Here is a 22,297-nt window from a genome sequence, read left to right on the forward strand (position 1 = left end):
GCGTGGGATCGCCTGTGACTTGACGGGTGCTCTCGCCGCCCATAAGTGACCGACCGGTCATGAAAAGCACCGCACCCTCGTCTCGACGCAGCATCTCGCTGGCTTCGACGCTCGCCGGGCTGCTCGCCCTCGGGCTCATCGCCTCACCGGCCGCGGGGCAGCCGGCCGCTCCCCGACCGGCGGCTCCGCAGCCGGTCACCCCGCCGCCCGCCCCGGCGCCTCCTGCCGCGGGCCAACCGCAGCCCCCGGGCGCTCCTGTCGCTGCGGCCCAGCCGGCGGCGCCGAAGGCCGATCCGCTCGCCACGGCGCTTGCGCCGCAGCCGGGAGGGCTGACGCCGGACGACGTCGCGAAGGCTGCGCTGCGGACGCGCGCGTCGCTCCGCGCCAAGCAGGCCGATCTCCGCGCGGCGGCTGCGAAGGTCGACCAGGCGATGGTCAATTTCTTTCCGCGGGTGACCCTGACAGCGACGTACACGCGTCTGTCTGAGGTCGAGAGCGCAGGGCTCGGGGGCGTGGTCGGCGCGCAGAACACGGGTCTGATCCAGGTCGGTCCGTGTCCGCCTGGCGTGCAAGGGCAGTGTGTCGTCGACAGCGGCGGTCAGCCGGTGGGGGCAGCCTCGCTGTCCTTTCCGGCGCCCCTCAACAGCATTTCGCTCGCGGCGAATCTCGCCGTCCCCATCTCGGACTACGTGTTCCGCATCTCCCAGGGATATGCGGCTGCGTCCCACGCGGAGAGCGCGAAGAAGCTCGAGCTCCAGGCGGAGACCCTTCAGGCCGCGGCCGACGCGAAGGTCGCCTTCTTCAACTGGGTCCGCGTGAGGGGGCAGGTCGTCGTCGCAGGTGAGGCGGTGTCTCAGGCGAAGGCGCACGTCGAGGACGCGCGCCGCACCTTCGAGGTGGGTCTGCTCTCGCGCGCCGACGTGCTCCGGCTCGAGGCTCAGGTGGCCGGCGCGGAGCAGGTGCTCAACGAGGCGCAAGCCGCGCTCCTGGTCGCGGATGACCAGATCCGGATCGCGCTCGGCGCCGCACAGGACAGGCCGCTCACGCTGGGGATCGACGTGATGGGCAGCGCGCCCGCGAAGCCGCCCGCCGAGGCGCTCCCGGCGCTGGTCCAGGAGGCGCTCCAGAAGCGCCTCGAGATCCGCGCGCTCGACGAGACGCAGTACTCGCTCGAGAAGGCCGAGGCGGTCACGAGGGCCGGCTACTTTCCGCGCGTGGATGGGTTCGCCGATCTCACCTACGCGAACCCCAACCAGCGTGTCTTCCCGACGCAGGATAAGTTCGCTCTGACATGGTCCGCGGGCGTCCGCGCCACGTGGGTCGTCAACGACATCTTCACCACCGCGGGCGCGTCCGCCGAGGCGAACGCCCGCACCACGCAGATCGCGGAGCAGAAGGCCGCGCTGCGCGACGCCCTCCGCCTCGAGGTGGCCTCCGCGTATTCCGAGCTGAGCAAGACCGCGAGCAGCATCGAGTCAGCGGAGCGCCAGCTCGCGGCGGCCGCGGAGTCGATGCGCGTCCGATCCGAGCTGTTCCGCGCAGGGCGGGCCACGAGCGTCGACGTGGTCGACGCCGAGGGCGAGGTGACGCGCGCGCGGCTCCAGCAGCTCAACGCGCGTGTCGGCGCGCTCGTCGCCAAGACCCGGCTGGACCACGTGGTCGGACGCGACGTGAAGGACCTGAAATGAGCTCGCCGCGCGCGTCTTCTTCGCTTGCGCGGCCCTCCTGGCCGGAGTAGGGAAGGCGTGCGCCGCTGCACCGCGGGTTCCTGCGGCGCCGTTGTCGACACCGCGGCAACCACCCGCATCATCCCTCACCGGCCGAGGCAGCGCGTCCACGGTGCGCGCCCGGTCCGCCCGTCATGACGGAGCTTGCGCTCATCCTCAGCGGCGGCCTGCTCGGGCTCGCCTTTGCGGCTTACCTCGCTCGCTGGGTCGTCGCACGCCCCGCGGTCGAGCCCGAGATGCAGCGCGTCGCCGCGATCATCCAGGGGGTCGCGGAGGCGTACTTTCGCCGCCAGAGCAGCGTGATCGGCGCGGTCTCTGCGATGCTCGGAGGCGCCATCTTCCTCGCTTACGGCCTCCTCCGGCGCGCCGGGGAGAACAACCCGGTGCCAGCGCTGGAGCTCGGTGTCTGGTTGACGCTCTCGTTCGCGGTCGGGGCCGCCAGCGCGGTCGCGACCGGCCGCGTCGCCGCCTGGATCGCGCCCCGCACCAGCGTACGCGCCGCGAGCGGCGCCCGCCGCTCGCTCGATCTCGCCCTGCAGATCGCCCTCCGCGGCGGCGCCGTGTCGGGGCTCTTCGTCGCGAGCATGAGCCTGCTCGGCCTCGGCGGCCTGTTCGCCGCGGTCCTCGCGTTCCGTGGCGGCTTCGGCGCCGAGCCGGCCGAGGCGCTCGCGCTCGCCCCGACCATCCCCTGGGTCATCGCCGGTTACCCGCTCGGCGCCTCCTTCGCCGCCCTGATGGCGCAGCTCGGCGGCGGCACCTTCTCCAAGGCGGCCGACCTCGGCGCGGACCTCGCCGGCGCCGAGGTCGGGCTCGATGAGGACGACCTCCAGAACCCGGCCACGATCGTCGACCTGGCGGGTGATACGGTCGGCGACTGCGCCGGGCGCGCGGCTGGCGTCTTCGCCTCCACCGTCGCCGAGAACGCGGGCGCCATGGTGGTCGGCGCGATGCTCTTCCGCAACAACGCCGGGCTCCCGAGCGCCCTCGCCGTCGTGCTCTTCCCGCTCGTCAGCCGCGCGTTCGGCCTCATTGCGACGCTCTTCGGCGTGATGGTCGTCAAGACTGACGACCGCGAGGACGCCTTCAACGCCCTCGTGCGGGGGCTCTACGTCACGGCCACCCTCCACGCCGTCGGCATCGCCGGGGCCGCCAAGTGGCTGCTCGGCGCCCACTGGGTCATCTTCTTCGCCTGCGGCGTGATCGGCATCGTCACCGGTATCGGCGTGCTGCATGTCACGCAGTACTACACCGAGCAGCGGCACCGCCCGGTGCGCGAGCTTGCCGAGGCGGCCCGCAGCGGCTCCGCGATGGCGGTCCTGCGCGGGCTCGCCATCGGCCTCGAGAGCTCGGTGCCCCCGCTCCTGGTCGTCGTCGGCGCCACCTTCGGCTCCTACCTGCTCGGCGCCCGCTCCGGGCTCGCCGGGGGGGGCCTGTTCGGCACCGCGGTCGCGACGATGGGGATGCTGGGCACCGCGGGGTACGTCCTCGCCATGGATGCGTTCGGCCCCATCGTGGACAACGCGGGCGGCATCGTCGCCGTGACCGTCGCCCGCGAGCGGCCGGACGTGCGTGGCCGCACCCTCGTGCTCGATGCCGTCGGCAACACGACCAAGGCGCTCACGAAGGCGTACACGGCGGGCGTGGCCGCGCTCGCCTCGCTGCTGCTCGTCGCCGGCTACCTCGATGAGTCCCGGCGCCGCGCGTTGGCGTCGAGCGCGCCGATCCGCGGCGAGACGACCGCGATGGTCCTGCGCCTCGATCGGCCCGAGGTCTATCTCGGCGCCCTGGTCGGGATCCTCCTTGTCTTCTGGCTGGCCGGCCGCTGCATTCGCAACGTCCTCCAGGCTGGCCGACGCGTCCTCGACGAGGTGAGGCGCCAGGCCCGCGCCCGCCCGCCGGGCTTCGTCGGCGACCACGAGCCCTGCGTCGAGATGGTCTCTCGGGCCGCGCTGCGCCATATGATCGCGCCAGCCCTCGTCTCCGCGGTGGTGCCCGTCGTCGTGGGACTTGCCTTGCGCTTTGCAAGGACGGAAGATAATCCTCTGGTCGCGGCCGATTCAGTCGCGGCCTTGATCATGGCCGGGACGGTCGCAGGCGTCCTCGGGTCGCTCTTCTTGGGGAATACCGGGGCGATCTGGGACAATGCGAGGCAGTACATCGCGACCGGCGCGCACGGTGGGCGCTACCTTGTCGACGAGACGGGGGCGCGGGCGGACAACCCCACCTATGGTGCCGCCGTCGTCGGCGACACGATCGGCGATCCGCTCAAGGACGTGGCCGGCCCCGCGATCCACGTGCTCATCAAGATGCTACCCGCCGTGATCATCGTGTTCTTGCCGTTCTTCATCTGATGACGGTTCTTCACCCAGCGGGATTTGCCAAGAGATCCCGTTCACCCGACCCATCCCGGCGAATAACCGCCGCACCCGTATCCCGAGCCCACGACGTGCCGCCTCCGATCTCCGACGCACTCTCCACCCTCAGCGATCGTGGCCTGCGAAGGCTGCTTGGCGCCCGCACCTTCCTCCGCGGGCTGGAGTACTTCCGCCGCCGTGTCGTCGAGGACATCTCCATCAACGAGACGATGGCGAGCGGCACCGTCCGCGCCGCCGACTCCGAGCCGTATCCGGTCAAGGTCGAGCTATCCCCCGATGGCATCCAGTCGCAGTGTTCCTGTCCGGCGTTCCAGAAGGCTGGGCAGCACTGCAAGCACGTCGCGGCGCTGCTCATCAGCATCCGCGACCAGGCGCGCGGCGCGCAGCCGCGGCGCGAGCCGCCGATCCCGGCGCTCGTCCCGCAGACCGCTCACGCCGGCGGTGACGCCCTGAAGCGCGTGCGCCGTCGCGACCGCCGCGGGCGCCTGGCGATCACGCCGGCGGCGCCCGTCCCGACCGTCGTCGGCACCCACGGGCCGCCGGGCTCACCCGTCGCCCTCGCGGCGCCGATCCTGGACGCGACGGCCAAGCAGACCGGGATCGGCGCCTGGCTGCCGCCCGAGGGCGTCACCGGGGCACGACGCGTGGAGTTCCGCCTCCACGTGCGGCAAGGGGCGCTGACCGTCACCGTCCTCGACGCCGAGGCGCGCGTCCCGGTGCTGCCCTCTGCGGCGCTCGCCTGGCAGGCGCTCTATCCCACGCCGGATCGCGACGCGCTCCGGCTGCTCGCCCGGTTCGAGAGCGGCAACCCGCGCCACCCGGCCGTCGACATCCGCGGCGAGGACGTGGCCGAGCTTCTCCCGCTGCTCGAGGGCCAGCGGGTGCTGCTCGAGCCGGCGCTGATGCAGCTCCGCTTCGGCGACGACAGCCTGCGGCCGCGCTTCGATCTCGAGACCGTCGGCGGCGACACCATCATCGTGAAGACGAGCTTCGAGCGGGGGAACGACAAGCGCCGCTTCTCGCTGCTGCAGGGCGGGTGGTTCGAGGGCTGGCCGGGCTGGCACATCGACACGCAGGAGGGGCTCGCGCGCCGGATCGACAAGCGCGTATCCCCCGCGGCGATGCGCCGCCTGCTCCGCTCGCCGACCATCGGCGAGCCGATGAGCGAGCTGGCCCGCATCATCATGCAGGGGCTGCCCAAGATCGCGCTCGAGGTCGGCGCGGAGCTGCCCGACCTGAACCAGATCGCCGAGGTCGTCGATCTCGTGCCCACGTTCCGCATGCGCGCGGGCGGCTCGCTCATCGAGGCGCGCGTCACGCTGACCGCCGCCTACGGCGACGCCGAGGTCGCCGTGCGCGCCGACGGCATGTCGCCCCCGGTGCTCATTCAGCCGCCCGAGGAGGGGATGAAGCGCGCCCGCTGCATCCGCGTGGACATCGCCGCGCAGCAGGAGGCGGCGAGCAAGCTGCTCGCCCTCGGGCTCAGGCCGGACGAGACGGGCCAGGGCTTCATCGCGAACGGCGACCAGGCGCTCACCTTCTGGACCGAGGGGCTCGCCGAGCTCCCCGACGACTGGGACCTCTTCGTCCCCGAGGATCTCGTCGACACGCAGGTGCGCGGCAGGCCGATCGGCGTGTTCGCCAAGGTCACCTCGGGGATGGACTGGCTGAACGTCAAGCTCAGCTTCGAGAGCGAGGGCGTCGGCGTCGATCGCGACGAGCTGCGCCGCTGTCTCGCCGAGGGCAAGCGCTACGTCCGCCTCGAGGACGGGTCGTTCGCCGCGTTCGATCCCGACGCGGTGCGCGCGATGCTCGATCGCGAGGTCGAGCTGATGATGGCGTCCGGCAAGAACGGCCGGCTGCCGCTCGCGCAGGCCGGGCGGGTGCACGAGCTGCTCCAGCACGCGAGCGGATCGAGCGTGACCGCCTCCGCGCGCGAGCTGTTCCAGAAGCTCAGCAACATCGACGAGATCGGCAGCACCAAGCGGCCCAGGAACCTGAAGGCGACGCTCCGTCCCTACCAGGAGGCGGGCCTCTCGTGGCTCAAGTTCATCCATGACATCGGCTCTGGCGGCGTGCTCGCCGACGACATGGGCCTCGGCAAGACGGTCCAGACGCTCGCCCTCCTGCTCGCCGTCAAGCAGGAGGAGAAGCACATGCGCGCGCTGATCGTCGCCCCGACGAGCGTCGTCACGAACTGGGAGCGCGAGCTCGCCCGGTTCGCGCCCTCGCTGTCGGTCGCCCTCTGGCACGGCGCCGATCGCAAAGATCAGATCGACGAGGTGAAGGCCGCGGAGGTGGTGATCACGAGCTACGCGCTCCTCCGTCGCGACGAGGATTTCCTCGCGCAGCTCGACCTGAGCTACGCCATCCTCGACGAGGCGCAGCACATCAAGAACCCGATGAGCGCCACCGCCGCGGCGGCCAAGCGGCTCCGCGCGAAGCGCCGGCTCGCGCTGACGGGCACGCCCATCGAGAACCGGCTCTCGGAGATCTGGTCCATCTTCGACTTCGTCTCGCCGGGCCTGCTCGGCTCGCTCGACAAGTTCGAGGCCCGCTTCTCGCGCCCGATCGAGGCGGGCGACTACAAGACAGCGCAGCGGCTCCGCGCCGCCATCCACCCGTTCATCCTGCGACGCACGAAGCAGGAGGTCGCCAAGGATCTTCCCGAGAAGATCGAGATGGATCAGATCTGCGATCTCACCGGCGAGCAGCGGGCGCTCTACCTGCAGGTCGCGCGCGAGGTGCGGGCGCAGGTCCTCGGCGAGGTCGAGCGCGTCGGCCTCGCGAAGAGCCAGCTGCAGATCCTCGCCGGCCTCACCCGCCTCCGGCAGGCGGCCTGCGACCCGCGGCTGCTCGGCTTGCCGCGGGAGTTCGGCGACGACGATTCGGGCAAGCTCGTCGCGGTCCGGGAGCTCATCGCGAACGCCGTCGAGGGCGGGCACAAGGTCCTCGTCTTCAGCCAGTTCGTGATGATGCTGAGGCTCATCGAGAAGGCGATGAAGGAGGATGGTGTCGCCTACGAGTACCTCGACGGCTCCACGAAGGACCGGGCGGAGCGCGTCGACCGCTTCCAGAACGATCCGAGCGTGCCGGTCTTCCTCATCAGCCTCAAGGCGGGCGGCACGGGCCTCAACCTCACAGCGGCCGACACGGTCATCCACTTCGATCCGTGGTGGAACCCGGCGGTCGAGCAGCAGGCCACCGATCGCGCCCACCGCATCGGGCAGACGAAGGTGGTGACGGCCTATCGGCTCATCGCCGAGGGGACGATCGAGGAGAAGATCCTGCTGCTCAAGGACAAGAAGCGTCAGCTCGTCGCCTCCGTCCTCAGCGAGGACGCGGGCGGCGCGAAGAAGCTCACCAAGGCCGACCTGGAAGAGCTGTTCGCGGTGGACTGAACGGACGACGGCGCGCACGGGGAGCGCGCCGGTCGCGGAGCACCGGCCGAGCCATGAGGGCGCGCAGGGGAGCGCGCCCTCGTGGGGGCACGGGTGGATCCATAACGGCGGTCGGAGTGGCCCTCGCGGGGCCTTCCGGCACCGCAGGGCGGGGAGGGGGCTACGGCTTGCGGCCGCCGCTCAGGACCATCAGGTGGTACTTGCCGAACTCGCTCTGCCCCAGGGTGAACAGGACCTCGATCAGGAGGCGGTACGGCGTGGTTGCGTCAGCGACGATGATCGCCTCCGACGACGACGGATCGAGCCCTTTCGCTGCGCGAATGGCCTTGTCCGTCTCGCGCGCGTGGGACAGGGCGTTCGCCAGCGGCACGATGTAGAGATCGTTCGGGCCGCTGCGCTTGTACTTTGCGTCCACGCCCGACTGCGCGAGCTGCTCGCGGTTGGGCAGCATGACGATCGGGGTCGGATCCTCGCCGACCAGGATCTGCGACTTCGAGACGATGACGACGACGCCCTCCTGGGAGGGCTCGGCCTGCATCACCGACTTCGGAAGGGTGAGGTCCTTCGACTGCGGGATGGATGCCGCCGACGATCCCACGCTCTTCAGCAAGAAGACGAGGATGATCGTCATCAGGTCGAGCATCGCCGTGATGTTCAAGAAGTCGATCTCGGGGTCCCGCCGGTTCCTTCGGATCGCCTTCCGGAGGGCCGCCTTGTAGCGGACGACGCTCGCCTTCGGCCGCGGGGCAGGTCGCTGCTCGGCGCTCATCGGGCCACCCCGAAGTGGACCTCCGGGAACAGCACCTCCCCGTCGTCGCTCCTCAGCGCATCCATCACGTCGATGATCGTCTTGTAGTCGATGCCCGGGTTCGCCGTGATCGTCACCTGCGTCTCCTCTTTGAACTCGGGGCGGGCGTTTTTGAGGCGCTTCGCGCACGCCGTGAGCGCGGGGTAGTCATAGCTGTCGTTCGCCTTCGGCACCGTGACCCCGCCGCCCACGTCCTGGCAGCCGGTCGCGATGTTGCCGCTCGACGTCTTCAGCGAGATCCCCTGGCTCGTGATGAACGCGGAGAGGTTCAACGCCTTGCTCGAGAGCTCGCTGCGCACCTTGCCGCCGCCGATGGATGGCGGGGTCGTGTCGATCGACGACACGAATGTCACCGACACGCTGGCGAGCACGAAGATGAGGATGTTCGTGATGATGTCGAGGTACGGAACGACGTTGAGCTCGCCGGCCTCCTCCCCGGCTTCGGGCTCCTTGGGCTGCGATAGGCGCCGGATCTTCGATCGCTGCGCCGAGCTGAGCGGGACGTCTTGCGTGTCCGCCATGGGCTAGTAGCCAGGCTTGCTGCTGATCGTGAGCAGGTTGAAGACGCGCTCGGTCGTCGACTCGAGATCGTGCTGGATGTTCTTGGAGCGGGTGTGGAGCAGCACGTGCGCGATCATGCACACGACCGCGATGGCGAGGCCGAACGCCGTGTTGTACATGGCCTCCGCGATGCCGTTCGAGAGCATCCGCTGCTTGTCGGCCTGCGAGAGGCCCTGGGCGGCGATGGAGGCGAACGTGTTGATCAGGCCGGAGACCGTCCCGATGAGGCCGATCAGCGTCGCGATGTTCGCGAGCGACCACAGGGCGCCGATGCGCTTCTCCACGGCCGGCTTGAGCTCGGACAGCTTCTCGCTGAGGGCGGCGTCGATCTCGTCGGCCCCCTTGTTCGCGTGGGTCAGGCCGGCCTTGACGAGCTGCAGGATCGGGTAGTCGCTCGCGTCGCAGAGCTTGATGGCGCGATCGATGTTGCCGGCCGCCACCAGCTTCTTGACCTGCGCGAAGAACTCCTTGGAGTTCACGCGGTAGCGTCCCAGCTGGAACGCGGTTCGTTCGATGATGATGGTCACCACGACCGCGGAGACGACCAGGTTCGCGATCAGGAAGGTCGGATTGTGCTTGATGGCCTCCCACATCCCACCTTCGCCACCACCCTCGGCCGCCAACATCAGCAGATGACGCATCCTCGAAGTCCCTTTCTCAGCGTCGTCAGAAGCCCGACAATCTCCAGGCGCGGCGACTATAACTGCCGCCCGATCCCGTGTGCAAGCTCGGCGATGCTGCCGCGCCCCGAGCCGCGAGGCCGGGATCGCCGAAAATCCCCGCAAGAACCAGCGCATCTCACGACGAGCTCGCCCCGGCCACGCGGACGGGCGCCGTCGGCGCCGAGGCCGGACAGGGTGGTCCGGAGACCCCTGAATCGCCCCGGCTGCCGGCGTCTGAGCGGGCCGCCGTGCTCGGCCATCGCCGCGTCGTCCGGGCGGATGAGTCGCTGCGCTCGCTTTCGGGTGACGTGGCTCGCACTGCCGCGGCGCGCGATCCGGCCGGCGATGGTCCATGCGGGCGCTGCGCCCCCTGAAATTCGCGGCATCTGCCGCAGGTCGGCCCGCATCGCTCCCGGCCGATCATGACATAACCCCGCGATTGTTGTAAAGTTTTGCCCGTATCAGAGCGCTCACGTGTGGCCAAATCTCTCTTGACGGCGCCGGGTCTCAATCGCGAAGATGCGCGAGTCCCCCGGGCGCGTCGGCGTAGCTCGGCCACAAGGCGGCACGCTCTGCGGTGAACGGGGAGCCGCGCCCAGAGCCATGAAAGGGCCCCTGGCGCGACGACGCGAAGTCAGTCTTGGACGACAGGTGGGAGAGCTGGGACGGCGCCGCGCGCCGGCACCAGAAGAGACGATCAGGACTCTTGCAGAGGTCAGCGCCGCTCGGCTAGCGTCCCGTGGGCATCTCGCCAGAGAGCGACAGCAGCACGCCGTCCACGGCCAGCGCCGCCAAGCAAAACAGGCCTCTCATCCGTCTTTACGTGTGAGTGAAAGACTGCCGCCCCTCGGCAACACGAGTCTGACAAAGGGAACCGATCGAGTTGCGCGAAACCTCATCCCGGGGACGCGAGGCGAACTGGAGGACAGAAGCAATGCACGGAGCGTATGAAGCTTTCAAAGAGGGTGGGTGGGGTATGTGGCCCATCCTGTTCTGGTCGATCCTCACGATCGGCATCATCGTCGAACGCGCCCTCTACCTGTTCGGCTCGTCCATCAACAAGGACGTCTTTCTCGCCACCATGCAGAAGTGCATCCTGGCGGGCGACGTTGCCAAGGCCGTGAAGATGTGTTCGGCGGCGAACGCCCCGCTCGCCCGCATCGTCCAGGCCGGCCTTGTCAAGGTGAACCGTCCCGACGAGGAGGTCCAGGCGGCGATGGACGAGGCGGCTCTCCGCGAGCTGCCGAAGATCTCGGCGCGTACCTCGTACCTCGCGCTGCTCGCGAACCTCGCGATGCTCTCCGGCCTCCTCGGGACCGTGACGGGCCTCATCAAGTCGTTCGGCTCCGTCGCCGGCGAGTCGGTCGACCCCAGCCAGAAGGCCCGCGTGCTCGCGCTCGGGATCTCCGAGGCCATGAACTGCACCGCCTTCGGCCTCGGCGTCGCCATCATCGGCCTCATCGGCTTCGCCGTGCTGAACGGCAAGACGCAGCACATCGAGGACGACATCAACGAGGCGTCGGTGCAGATCCTCAACCTCGTCGTCGCGAACCGTCAGAAGGTGAATGTCGCAGCAGTAGGTCAGGCGGCTGCCTGATGGTCCTCGGCGGGCCCGGGTCGTCGAGCGCCCTCCGCGCGCGATGTCGCCTGGGCCCGCTCTCGCGCCTCGAAGCCCCGGACGGCGGGTTCCGCCGCCGGGGTCCCGGGAACTTCGGAAGAGCGACGAAGTCAGACCCAGCATGGTGGCCCACCGCGAGCTGCGGGCAGGGCGTTCCCCGGAACAACTTGGATAGGTGGGCTCAGGCTCACGTTGGGAAGGCAATATGGGCGGCGTAGACGTCGGCGACGGTGGCGGCAAGAAGCGGTCGACGAACAGCGATATCAACATGATCCCGTTCATCGACCTGCTGATGGTCACGATTGCATTCCTGTTGATCACGGCGGTCTGGGTCACCAACTCGCGCATGAACGCGGACGCCCAGGTCCCTGGCCCTCCGGACCCGAACAAGGAGCTCACCCCGCAGACGCCGGAGAAGGTGCTGAACCTGCACATCGGCGAGAGCGAGTTCGGGCTCGTGTGGAAGCAGGGCGCGACGGTGGTCAACGAGGTCAAGGTGAACAAGTCGCCCGTCGAGATCGGCGACGCGAGCTCGAAGATCGTCCGCTACCCCGAGCTGGCGAAGCGGATCGAGGAGGAGTGGAAGACCCACGGCGGCCACCGGGATCCGAGCGACAAGAAGCTCGACCAGGCCATCCTCCACACCGACAACCGGACGCCCTTCAAGGAGATCGTCGCGGTGCTCGACGCGCTCTACGCGCCCAAGCGCGAGATGCGCCTGCCCGATGGGAACAAGCAGGTCCCCGTGTTCAACATGACGTTCTCGGTCCGCTGAGGCAGGAGCGCGCACATGGATAGGTTCAATCCGAAGCACCACAAGAACCCCCACGCCCATGTGATCCACCAGCCGGGCCGCCGGCTGATGAAGGGCGTGCCGCTCCGGTTCGTGTGGAACAAGGTGTCCGGACACGGGGCTCGCAGCCCGAACGCGGGGCTCAACCTCGTGAGCTTCATCGACTTCCTCGTCGTGACCGTGATCTTCCTCCTGATGTCGTTCTCGGCGTCAGGCGAGATCGCTGTTGACAAGAACGTCAAGCTCCCGAAGGCGGAGAACGTCGAGGACGTCATCGACGCGCCCATGGTCGCCGTGAACGGCAACCAGATCCTCGTCGATGGCGCCCTGGCCGGGTCGACCCGCGCGATCGAGGAGCTCGGGCGGCTTCAGAAGATCGACGAGCTCTTCAACCTGCTCAAGAACAAGCGCGAGCTGTGGAAGCAGGTGCAGCCGAACAAGCCGTTCCCCGGCGTGTGCATCCTCCAGGTCGATCAGAACGTGCCCGCGCTGGTCGTGAAGAGCGTGTTCCAGACCGCGGCGTTCGCCGGTTACCCGAACGTCAGCTTCATGGTCAGCAAGCTCCCGAAGTCGCAGTGATCCCCGCTTCTTGACCTATCGAGCACAGAAGGATGGGGCACGCCGGGCGACCCCCGGCGGCCTCGGTCACCATGGAACGTGGTGGCTCCAGCGGCGCGCTCGGCGCGGCCTTCGCCTCTACGCGGCTCGCGTGGAGGAGGCTGCCTTGCTCGGGTGATCGGGCTGGGGCCTCCTGCGTGGAGCCTCTGCTATGTCCTCTGAACAGCCGCCCCGCGAGCGCGGCCTGCCGTCGGTCTACAAGGCGCGCGAGGCGCGCTCCAAGATGCGCTGGCCCCCGGCGAAGTTCTGGGGTTACACGGCCCTCGTCCTGGTGGTCTCGGCGATCCTCCACTGGAAATGGTCGCAGGGGCAGATGGAGAGCGCGCGCCAGAAGCTGATGGCGCGCCAGCGTGCGGTCGCCGTCGAGCTCGGCCCGCGCTGGTTCCCCATGCGCGAGCGCGTGGAGGGCTGGACCCTCGATCTGGCGCGGAGCGCCGGCGCCGATCTCGTGGATCGGGAGGCGCTCAAGACGTGGAATTTCCGTGAACTTGCGGGTATTTACCTGCGCCTCCGGGTAGACGAGGCCACGGGCGTCGACGCCGTCCGGAAGAACGCGCAGCAGTCGCTCCGCGATGCGTTCACTGCGTGTCTCTTGCGTGTGCCGAACCCGAACCCGCTGGCCGGCGCGGAGTGCAAGCGCACGCGGGACTGCCCCGCGGGCGAGTACTGCAACGAGGCCGAGCGCTGCTCCAGGCCCGCGCAGCCCTTCAACCTGCGCGTCGCCTACCGGACGATGCACGTCCTCTCGGACGAGTGGGTGCGTGACGCACAGGATGCCTCGAGCGAGCTCCGCTTGCGGCTGCTGGAGTCCAGCTTCGAGGACACGATGCGCGACGATGTTCCGCTCGCGGCGGAGCTCCTCACGCGGGCGCAGTATTACCTCCTCGTCCTCGACGAGCCGGCCGAGGGAGCGGCGAGCACCGAGGCGTTGCTCGGGGTGCCGCACATGGCGCGGGTCGGGGTGTGGCGGCTGTCGGACGGCAAGCCCATTCTGCGGGTGCGCCGCGAAGCGAGCGGCAACCTCATCGGCGGGACGCCCTCGGTCGAGGGGAGCGTGCTCGACGCACGGCAGCGGCAGGCGAACAGCTGTGCGCTTGCGCTCGCGGTGCGCGAAGCGATGGGCGACACCACGGCCGCGGTCACCGAGCCGCAGTAAGGCGCGCCGCCCCCGCGGCGGGCGTGCCGCTCATCGCGCCCGCGCGCGTGAGCTCGCCGCGTAGCCCGCGCCGCCGCGTGAGCTCACGCGCGCTGCCGCGCCGCAGCGCGCATTGCCGCGTCAGCGCACACGCGCGGCTCCGAGGAAGTCGCGCGCGACGATGTGCAAGTCCGTGAGGTTGTGACCTGTCGGGCCCGTCTCGACGCGCGTGCCGAGCGCGCGGTGAACGACGGCGTCGTCGAAGCGCGCGAGCGCGGAGTCGATCGTGCGGTCGTCCGTCGCGGCGGCTGCCGCGCGGGCAACGGCCGCTCCCGCGGCGCCGGAGCTGCCGTCGACGCCGTCGGAGGCCGCGCAGAGGAGCGCGACGTCCGGCGGCAAGCCGCGCAGGGCAGCGAGCGCGATCCATCCTGCGCGGCCGCCGGCCCCGCGGTCAGCCGACAGCGCCAGCGTCGGTTCGCACGGGATCACGGCCGCTTCGCCGGGAGCGAGGGTGCGCGCGAGCGCGAGGCGACGCTCCACGATCGCGCGCGCGTCGCCGTCCTCGGCGGGGGCGGCGGTGGCGCGGAGCCCTGCCCCGTCGGCGAGGGCCGCCGCCACGCGCTCCGCGAGCTTGTCCGGATCGGCGAGCACGCGCGCCTCCAGGCGCCGCGCGTCCGCTGGCTTCAGCGACTCGCTGAACGCGGGCGTGAGCCGCGCGAACCGAGGGGTCCAGCGATCGAGCGCGGCGAGCGCCTCCTCCACGCGCGTCGGGTCCGGGACGGTGGGGCCCGAGCCGACGTCGTGCGGGAGTCCACCCACGACGTCGCTCATGAGCAGCGTCAGCACGCGCGCCGGGGCCGCCGCCGCCGCGAGCCGCCCACCCTTGATCCGCGACAGGTGGCGGCGAACGAGGTTGACGTCCTGGATCGGCGCGCCTGCTTCCAGGAGCTCTGCGACGACGGCCTGCTTGTCCGCGAGGGACACGCCGGGAGGCGGCGCGGCGAGCAGCGCCGAGGCGCCGCCGGAGAGGAGGGCGATCAACAGATCCTCGGGTCCGAGCGCGGCCGCGATGGCGAGGGCCGATTCGGCCGCGTCCACGCTGTGCGCGTCGGGGATGGGGTGCGCCGCGCGCATCACGCGCAGCGGGCGCAGCGCGGCCTCCTCGGGGGCGGCCATCGATGTCGTCTCATCGCGCGCGGCGAGCGCCGGGGCTGCGACGGTGATGACGAGCCCTCCGGCGATCCTGCCACCCCAGCGGCGGAGCGCGCCCTGGGCCATCCCGGGCGCCGCCTTCCCCGCTGCGATCACGAACACGCGGCCGCGGTGCGCTTCGGCCTCGGCGTCGAGCGCGCGCTCGACGAGCCCAGCTGGGTCGAGCTCTGTCAGCCCGGCGCGGAACGCGGTCACCAGCGCCGCGCGCAGCTCGTCGAGCGCGGCGCTCAACGGGTCCTCGCGCCGACCACGCCGCGCTGCGCCGCCCCCTGGGCGGGGGCGCGGTCGCCTGCGTCGACGAGGTGCGCGCGGAGGACGTGATGCCAGCCGAGCGTGACCGAGAGGAGCGCCCGCTGCGCGTCGCGCGGGCCATCGTCGCCCGAGAGCTCCGGCCCCCGAAAGCGGAGCGCGCCCCGCAGGCCGAGGAACGGGCCCGTGGCGTCTCCCAGGAGCGGCACGTCGAGCGACAGCGAGAGCTCCAGCCCGGGCTCCGCGGCGAGCCCGGCTCCGGGCGGCGCTTCCCAGAACGAGCCCACGCCGAGCGCCACGGAATCGATGAAGAGGTCGAGCCGGGGGGCGCTGCGCTCGAGATTGCTCGCATAGCGGGCGAGGAAGAGCGGCTGGATGAAGACGCCGCTCGCGATCGAGCGCGCGACGGGCGCCCCCTCTGCGCCGAGCGCGTCGGTGTAGTGCGCGTACAGGCCGGCGGTCGAGAGGTACACCGCTGCGCCGCGCGCGCAGAGCGCCGGACCGCCGTCCGCGAACGAGGCGCCCGCGCCCGCGCGCAGATCGAGGTCTCCGTCCAGCCGGCCGTACGCGCCGTCGCCTTCCGCATGCGCCGTGGACGCCCCCGCGAGCGCCGCGAGCGCTGCGACGCCGGCGAGCGCTCTGGTGATGGCGCGGCGCGCGGGCTCGGACGATCCCCGGGCTGCCTTGTTCCTGGTGGTCATCAGCGTATCAGCGCCTCCCGCACCGTATCCCGCAGCTCGGGCGCGAAGAGGATCCGGGTGCGAGTCATCGTCTCGTTGCGCAGCCGATCCAGCAAGAAGGACACCTCGGCGGGGCGCCGCGGGCGCCCTCTGGAGTAGACGACCATGAGCGACGCGTCCTCGGCGTAGGGCGTGTCCTCGGCGACGTCGACGCCGACGTACACCTCCGGGTCGAGCCCGGCGCTCTGCGCGATCTCGCGCACGGTCTCAAGCGCCGCCGCGCGCCGGGCGTCGCGCTCGGACGGCGACTCGCCGGGCTCCGGGAACAGCTCGACCGACTTGAAGAGCGAGCGCACGCGCAGGCGGCGGGCCAGATCGGACAGCACGGGATCGGGCGCCGCTTCCCAGGCATGGATGGACCCGAGCAGGACCTGATCGTCGAGCTCGAGGTACTGCTCCAGGGTGGGCATCTCGCCGACGGCCATCGCCGCGACGGCCGCGGGGACCTCGGGGATCCGGTCCCCGGCGGCGAGGCGGGTGACGACGCGCCGGAGGATGGCGCCGATCATCCACTCCGCGCTGCGCGTCGTCTTGTGGAAATAGACCTGCTGAAACATGAAGAAGCGAGCGAGCAGGAACGACTCTATCGCGCTCATCCCCTTCGTCCCGTCGATGGCGAGCGCGGGCGCCGGCGGGGCAGACGCGGCGCCGCCGCCGGGCATCTCCACCTGGACGTCGCTGAACCTGAGGCTGCGGAGCAGCCATGGCAGGTCGTACTCGCCGTACCTGACGCCCGTCGCGTGCGCGTCGCGGAGCAGGTAGTCGCAGCGATCGACGTCAAAGGTGCCGCTCACCGCCTTGGCGAGGTACGGCAGCTCGTGCCGCCCGCCGATGAGGTCGGCGACCCGCTGCGGGAGGTAGGGATCCTGGCGCACGAGCACCTGGTGCACGTCCGAGGACGGGTCGAGCAGGATGCGCTCGGTCCAGCGCTCGTGGTGGAGCGCCCCCGGCATGGCTTCCTCGAAGAGGTGCGACAGCGGGCCGTGGCCGAGATCGTGCAGGAACGCTGCGGCGATCGCGTCGCGCGCGCGGTCGCTGGTCACTCTCTGCCAGAACGGAAGGTCGCGATCGATTTGACGGAGCCTCGCGATCAGGAGGCGCATCACGTGGGCGGCCCCGAGCGCGTGAGAGAAGCGGGTGTGCTCGGCGCCTGGGAAGGCGAGCGACGTCAGCCCGAGCTGACGGATGCGCCGCAGCCGCTGCACCTCGCGAGCGCCGAGCAAGCGCGGAACGATGGCCGCTTCGCCGCTCTCGAACTCGATCAAGCCGTGGACTGGGTCGCGCAGAATCAAGATGGGTCTCCACTCGACGCCATGGGCGCAAACGGCGCCGAGTCACTCAGGAGTCGCCTGATGGCGTCGATCTGCGGGCGTGCGCGCGGGGGGGAGGGCTCATTGCTTCGGGCGTGCGGCGTGGAGCACAGCATGGTGCGCCTCGAACAGGGGCGGGAAATCAAGGAGGTATGCGACGTTCCCACGTGGGCCCGCGGGAAGGCAAGCGCGGCTCGTCACCGAGCCTTCCTCGTGAGCGATCCAGCGAACCGGTCGGCTCCGCCTGACGAGGACGACAGGCGCGCGGCATCGGGGCGTCATGAGCGTGGCGTGCGACGGAATCCGCGCGATGGGGGCCAGCCACGCCGAGGCGGAATCGCGCGGCGGACGTTGTGCGGCCCACGTCGCGAACGTCGCCGACGTCGAGCGAGCGGCAAATCGTGTCGGGCGTTGCGTGAGGCGAAGGCGCGCGTGGCGCACCACGGGACCGCGAACGCTGCCCCGCGGCCGCATGCGATTGCGTACGAGCGCGTGTGATTGCGTGCGGTTGCGTGCGGTCGCGGTACACGAGACGAGCGCGCGAGATGCGCGGCCGAGATGCCTGAGGCGAATCGGGCGAACAGCGCGTGACCACGCGAGGAACGTGCGAGGAACGTGCGAGGAACGTGTGAGGACGACGTGAACCACAGCGGGGTGAACAGACGAAGAACAAACGAAAAGGAGGCGCCGCGATGCCAGCGCGAGCGAAATTGTGATCGGAGAAAATTGTGTTCGGAGGAGGAAAGTGCTCGATTTCTTGAAGCTGGACGAGCATCCTGGTGTACGGTAGGAGGCTGACTATTCCGTTGGTTAACGCGGGTCATCGGATATCCGGGAGATCAAGTCGAGCGCATGACCACGACCAACGGACGGCAGTCGGGGCGGGAGCATCCTGCAGATGAGGAGCAAGGTCGGGTGACACGCGAATCGGGAGGCATGGCGAGCAGTGATGATGCTGAGCTCGACGAGTCGCCGAGGCGGCTCGACGCCATCCTCCGCGCCCTCCCAGAGTCGGAGCTCAAGGGCCTCATCACACGCATGGGGATCCGCATCGACGCTGCGAAGCGCATCGACGCGCCTTCTCAGGCGGCGCGGGCGCTGGTCGGCCTCCCCGACGTGCGCGACCCGTCGCGGCTCCCGACCGCCAGCCGCGAGCTGCTCCATCGCATCGCCGAGGCGGGCGGCGTGCTCGTCGTCCCCTCGCTCCCGGCCGGCCTCGAGCCGCTCATCGCCCGTGGCGTCGTCTACGCGCGCAAGACCGACGAGGGCATCGAGCTCGTGCTCCCGGCGGCGTTCCTCGTCCAGCTGAAGAGCTGGGAGAGCGAGGACCCCCGGGCGATCCGGGCGCTGCTGGCGCAGGCGCCCTTCGAGACGATGAGCGCGATCGCGACGCACTACCTCGGCCGCCCGGCCACGCCGCCCATCGCGCTGTCCCTCGAGAACGCGTGGGAGACGCTGAGCGATCCGGAGCGGCTCCGCGAGGAGATCGATCGCCTCGCGCCCGTCGAGCGCCGCCTGCTCGAGTCCATCGAGGCCGTCGGCGGCGAGGTGGACACGCAGGAGCTTCTCGATCTGGAGCGGGAGCCGATGCGCCTGCGCAGCGCGAGCGGGGTGACGGCGAGCCGCCGCGGCGCGGGCTTCGCGCTCGAGCGCCGCGCCTTCCTCATCCCGATCCATCCGAACCGGCACGTCGTGCCGACCGAGGTGGCCGCCATCGTCGGCGCGGATCGCCGCCGCATGCGTGAGAAGCGGCGCGAGCAGATCCGGTCGTTCGTCCTGGAGGAGGATCACGCCCCGCGGCGCGCTCGCTTCGCCTCGGATCCCGGGATGCTCGCGCTGGCGCTCGCGTACTGCGTGCGCGAGCCCGGCAGCGACGTACGCCCCGGCGTCGGGACGCCGCGATCGCTGCTCGTCCGGCTCGCGCAGCGCTTCGGGCGGGACGTCGAGGGCGTCGCGCTCGTCGCGGCGCTGTCGCGCGCCGTCGGGCTCTGGGACGCGTCGGCCGCGTCGCCGGCGACGCCGCCCGGCTCGCTCCAGGTGCAGGAGCTGACGCCGCTCCTGTTCACGACGTGGCGCCGCGGCGGCGCGTGGGATGAAGCGCGCGCCGAGCGGGAGGTGCTCCGGGTCGCGTCGGACAACCGCGACGCGAGCCCCATCGGCGCGCTCCGCGAGATGGTGCTCGATGCGCTGCACGACCTCGGCGAGGGCCGCTGGGTCCCCTGGCAGTCGCTGCAGGGCTACCTGGCGGCGGACGAGCGCATCGCCGGGGTCGAGCGGCTGGTCCGTCGCTGGGCCGAGCGCGCCTCGGTCGAGGCGCCCGAGGTCCCCGACATCACGCGGCGGATCGCGCTGGAGTCGCTGCCGGCGCTCGGGATCATCGATCTCGGCGGCGCCGAGGACGTGGCCAGCGCGGAGCTGGCGCTCCGGCTGACGCCGCGCGGGCGGGCGCTCCTCGCGGGCTCCGCGCCGAGCTCGGACAACAGCAAGAGCAAGTTCGTCGAGGCGCACGCGCTGCGCGTCGGCCTGAGCGCCAAGGTCGCTGCCGTGCTCGGGCTCTCGTCGTTCGCCGAGATCGGCCGCGTCGGCGATCAGGTCGATCTCCTGCTCACGCCGCCGTCGATCGCGCGCGCGCTGTCGGTGGGCCTCGACAGCGACGCCCTGCGCGCTCGCATCGAGGCGGTCGCGCCGCTGCCGGACACCATCTCGCGCATGCTCATCCAGGCGAGCGTCGTCATCGGCAAGGCGAGCTTCGTCGGCGCATCTGGCTTCCTCTGGATCGAGGATCCCGAGATCCGCGAGCTGCTCCGCACGCGGAGGCCGGCGGCCGAGATGTTCGTCGATCCGTCGCCCCCCTCGGGCTTGCTGATCGAGGCGGGGGTCGATCTGGAGCGGCTCATCCGTCGCTGCCGCGCGCTCGGCGTCGAGATCGAGGCCGATCTCGGCAATCTCAAGGCGACGCGGCAAACCCCGGCGCACGGCACGGAGGGGCCGCACCGGACCTCCTCGACGGCGAACATGCGCCGATCCCGGACTCCGCCCGCGCGCACCCGTTGAGCTCGCTGTCAACCGGCATTGAGAGGCGAGAGGCCATGAGCGCGGGCTGACCGCCGAGCCGAACCTGAAGGAACGGGCCCTTCGGTCATCGGCGCTCACAATCGGAGCGCGGGGGCGCTTCGTCCGCGGCGCGGCGGTGCGTGCGGCGCGCAGGCTGGCCCTGGGCTGCGCTTGATTCCGCCTGTTCCGCGCCCGCGTCCCACCTGGGAGGCGGTTTTTCGCAGCTCTTTGCATTCCTGCGGCGTGAGGGGAATCGCTTCGGAGAAGCGCGACGTGTATACCTTAGCTCGATGGCGCCCTCCTCTGGTGAGCCGGACTCGACCGAAGGAGAAGTCTCGGTCGGCCCGGAGACGGCTGCGTTTCCGCTCGGCCCGGGGGAACCGAAGGCTGACAACGTCTACACGATCGCGCCTGGCACCGTCATTGCGCGCAAGTACCGCGTCGAGCGCACGATCGGCCGTGGAGGCATGGGCCTCGTGGTCGAGGCGCTGCACCTCGATCTCGATACGCGCGTCGCCATCAAGTTCCTGCTCCCGGAGTTCATGTCGTACACCGAGGCGTCGGAGCGGTTCATGCGCGAGGCGCGTACGGTCGCCAAGCTGCAGACGCACCACGTCGTGCGCGTGCTCGACGTGGCTGCCCTCGACAGCGGCGAGCCGTACATGGTCATGGAGCTGCTCGACGGCGTGGACCTCGCGGGCCACGCCGCCGAGGCGGGCACGCTCGCGATCGGCGAGTGCATCGATCACATCGTCCAGGCGTGCGAGGCGCTCGCGGAGGCGCACGCGCTCGGGATCGTCCACCGCGATCTGAAGCCGGCGAACCTGTTCCTGACGACGCGCCCGGACGGCGCGCCGCACATCAAGGTGCTCGACTTCGGCGTCTCGAAGATCCTCACCGGCGACACGGGCAACGTCTCGCTCACGCAGACGACCACGATCCTCGGGTCCGCGCTCTACATGTCCCCCGAGCAGATGCGCTCCTCGAAGAGCGTCGATCCTCGCACCGACATCTACGCGCTCGGCGTGTGCCTCTTCGAGATCATCGGCGGCAGGCCGCCGTACGTCGCCGATAGCTTCCCCGAGCTGTGCGCGAAGATCTACACGTCGCCGCCCGAGGCGCTCCAGGACCTCCGCCCCGAGGTGCCGGAGGGCCTCGTCGAGGTGATCGAGAAGTCGATCGCGCGCGAGCCGGAGGATCGCTTCCAGTCGATCGCGGAGTTCGTTCAGGCGCTCGCGCCGTACGCCGCTCCGGGGACGCGCACGACCATCGGCGCGATCCTTCGCCAGCACGCCGTGGAGCTCGATATGCCTCCGCCGGCCTCGCGGGCGGCCATGACGCGGACGTCGCGCGCCTCGCGCACGAGCAGCGGCGGGCCGTCGGTGAGCGACAGGGGCGCGCGCACGGGCAGCTCTACGCCTCCGGTCGAGGAAGAGGCCCCGCGCCGCGGGCGCACGCTGCTCTACGTGGGGGTCGGGGCCGTCGCCGTCCTCGTGGGCGCGTGGGGCGCGCTCCAGTTCCAGCGCAGCCGGTTCGCCGTGGGAGGGAGCGAGGCGACCGCTCCGGCGGACGCGCCTTCGTCAGGCGACACCGCGGCTCCCGGCGCGCCGACGGCGACGGCTCCGCAGACGCCAGACACGGCCGCCGCGATCCCGACGGTCGCTGTCCCTGCGGCCACCGCAGCGACCGCTGACGCGGGCGCGGCGAGCGCGAGCGAGGTGGACGCAGGCGCATTGGATGCGGGCGTCAGCTCCACCGAGACAGCGGCGGACGCGGGGAGCGGGCCGTCCGCAGCGGGGACGACGTCGCCGAGCGCCAGCGCTGGCAAGCCGCCGCGCGCCGGCGCGGGCGGCCGAGGGCGCACGCGCCCAACGGAAGCTGGAGGGGCTGCCGTGGATGCGCCGGCGCCGCGCACCGTCACGCCGACCGTGAACGACGATCTCTCGCTGGAGACGTGCACCGCCACGATGCCGGACGGCTCCAAGAAGGTCGTCCCCTGCAAGTGACGCGCGCCGGGCCGCCCGTTCGCGGCGG

At 70.8% G+C, this 22,297-nt stretch carries 15 protein-coding genes; 9 read left to right on the forward strand and 6 right to left on the reverse strand.

Annotated features, from left to right (window positions below; genetic code table 11):
• Positions 1-59: 59 nt before the first annotated feature.
• From WMF11_RS16645 to WMF11_RS16655, 3 genes are all read left to right on the forward strand, one after another.
• On the forward strand, positions 60-1,688 hold the full coding sequence (locus tag WMF11_RS16645; RefSeq protein WP_437552844.1) for a TolC family protein: 1,629 nt from the start codon (positions 60-62) through the stop codon (positions 1,686-1,688).
• 173 nt (positions 1,689-1,861) lie between these two features.
• Entirely contained in the window at positions 1,862-4,078 is a 2,217-nt protein-coding gene (locus WMF11_RS16650; protein ID WP_437978129.1) for a sodium-translocating pyrophosphatase, read from the forward strand.
• Positions 4,078-7,503, forward strand: coding sequence for an SNF2-related protein (locus WMF11_RS16655; protein WP_437978130.1), 3,426 nt, complete (start codon positions 4,078-4,080; stop codon positions 7,501-7,503). Before WMF11_RS16650 ends, WMF11_RS16655 begins: the two co-directional genes overlap by 1 nt.
• Before the next feature lie 160 nt (positions 7,504-7,663).
• On the opposite strand, the gene WMF11_RS16660 is transcribed toward WMF11_RS16655, so the two are convergent.
• From WMF11_RS16660 to WMF11_RS16670, 3 genes are read right to left on the reverse strand one after another with little or no spacing between them, the layout of a single operon-like run.
• Positions 7,664-8,272, reverse strand: coding sequence for an ExbD/TolR family protein (locus tag WMF11_RS16660; protein ID WP_012235622.1), 609 nt, complete (start codon positions 8,270-8,272; stop codon positions 7,664-7,666).
• Complete coding sequence (locus WMF11_RS16665; RefSeq protein WP_437909370.1) at positions 8,269-8,832, reverse strand: ExbD/TolR family protein; 564 nt, start codon at positions 8,830-8,832, stop codon at positions 8,269-8,271. The genes WMF11_RS16660 and WMF11_RS16665 overlap by 4 nt, the downstream gene beginning before the upstream one ends.
• A 3-nt stretch (positions 8,833-8,835) precedes the next feature.
• The gene (locus WMF11_RS16670) at positions 8,836-9,513 is read right to left on the reverse strand and encodes a MotA/TolQ/ExbB proton channel family protein (protein ID WP_012235624.1); all 678 of its coding nucleotides are present in this window, start codon (positions 9,511-9,513) and stop codon (positions 8,836-8,838) included.
• A gap of 997 nt (positions 9,514-10,510) precedes the next feature.
• On the opposite strand from WMF11_RS16670, the gene WMF11_RS16675 reads away from it, so the two are divergent.
• The 4 genes from WMF11_RS16675 (at position 10,511) to WMF11_RS16690 (ending at position 13,719) form a co-directional block, all read left to right on the forward strand.
• On the forward strand, positions 10,511-11,131 hold the full coding sequence (locus tag WMF11_RS16675; protein WP_231864858.1) for a MotA/TolQ/ExbB proton channel family protein: 621 nt from the start codon (positions 10,511-10,513) through the stop codon (positions 11,129-11,131).
• A 226-nt stretch (positions 11,132-11,357) separates the two neighbouring features.
• Entirely contained in the window at positions 11,358-11,927 is a 570-nt protein-coding gene (locus tag WMF11_RS16680; protein WP_437300011.1) for an ExbD/TolR family protein, read from the forward strand.
• A gap of 15 nt (positions 11,928-11,942) precedes the next feature.
• The gene (locus WMF11_RS16685) at positions 11,943-12,524 is read left to right on the forward strand and encodes an ExbD/TolR family protein (RefSeq protein ID WP_020735583.1); all 582 of its coding nucleotides are present in this window, start codon (positions 11,943-11,945) and stop codon (positions 12,522-12,524) included.
• Between the two features lie 190 nt (positions 12,525-12,714).
• On the forward strand, positions 12,715-13,719 hold the full coding sequence (locus WMF11_RS16690; protein WP_437978131.1) for a hypothetical protein: 1,005 nt from the start codon (positions 12,715-12,717) through the stop codon (positions 13,717-13,719).
• Between the two features lie 120 nt (positions 13,720-13,839).
• Here WMF11_RS16690 and WMF11_RS16695 read toward each other — a convergent pair whose 3' ends face one another.
• From WMF11_RS16695 to WMF11_RS16705, 3 genes are read right to left on the reverse strand one after another with little or no spacing between them, the layout of a single operon-like run.
• Complete coding sequence (locus WMF11_RS16695; RefSeq protein WP_437978132.1) at positions 13,840-15,141, reverse strand: DUF4147 domain-containing protein; 1,302 nt, start codon at positions 15,139-15,141, stop codon at positions 13,840-13,842.
• Positions 15,138-15,860 carry a hypothetical protein gene (locus tag WMF11_RS16700; protein ID WP_437978133.1) on the reverse strand — a complete coding sequence of 241 codons (723 nt, stop codon included), beginning with the start codon at positions 15,858-15,860 and terminating at the stop codon, positions 15,138-15,140. Before WMF11_RS16700 ends, WMF11_RS16695 begins: the two co-directional genes overlap by 4 nt.
• Positions 15,860-17,191 (reverse strand): HD domain-containing protein, encoded by a 1,332-nt coding sequence (locus WMF11_RS16705; protein WP_437552852.1) that lies wholly within the window; start codon positions 17,189-17,191, stop codon positions 15,860-15,862. The genes WMF11_RS16700 and WMF11_RS16705 overlap by 1 nt, the downstream gene beginning before the upstream one ends.
• 954 nt (positions 17,192-18,145) lie before the next feature.
• Between WMF11_RS16705 and WMF11_RS16710 the strand changes: the two genes are divergently transcribed.
• Together WMF11_RS16710 and WMF11_RS16715 are read left to right on the forward strand one after the other, a co-directional pair.
• On the forward strand, positions 18,146-20,263 hold the full coding sequence (locus WMF11_RS16710; RefSeq protein WP_437909377.1) for a hypothetical protein: 2,118 nt from the start codon (positions 18,146-18,148) through the stop codon (positions 20,261-20,263).
• Between the two features lie 290 nt (positions 20,264-20,553).
• Entirely contained in the window at positions 20,554-22,269 is a 1,716-nt protein-coding gene (locus WMF11_RS16715; protein WP_437978134.1) for a serine/threonine protein kinase, read from the forward strand.
• Positions 22,270-22,297 lie beyond the last annotated feature (28 nt).

This window comes from Sorangium sp. So ce295 (assembly GCF_051527405.1).
Lineage (GTDB): Bacteria > Myxococcota_A > Polyangia > Polyangiales > Polyangiaceae > Sorangium > Sorangium cellulosum_B.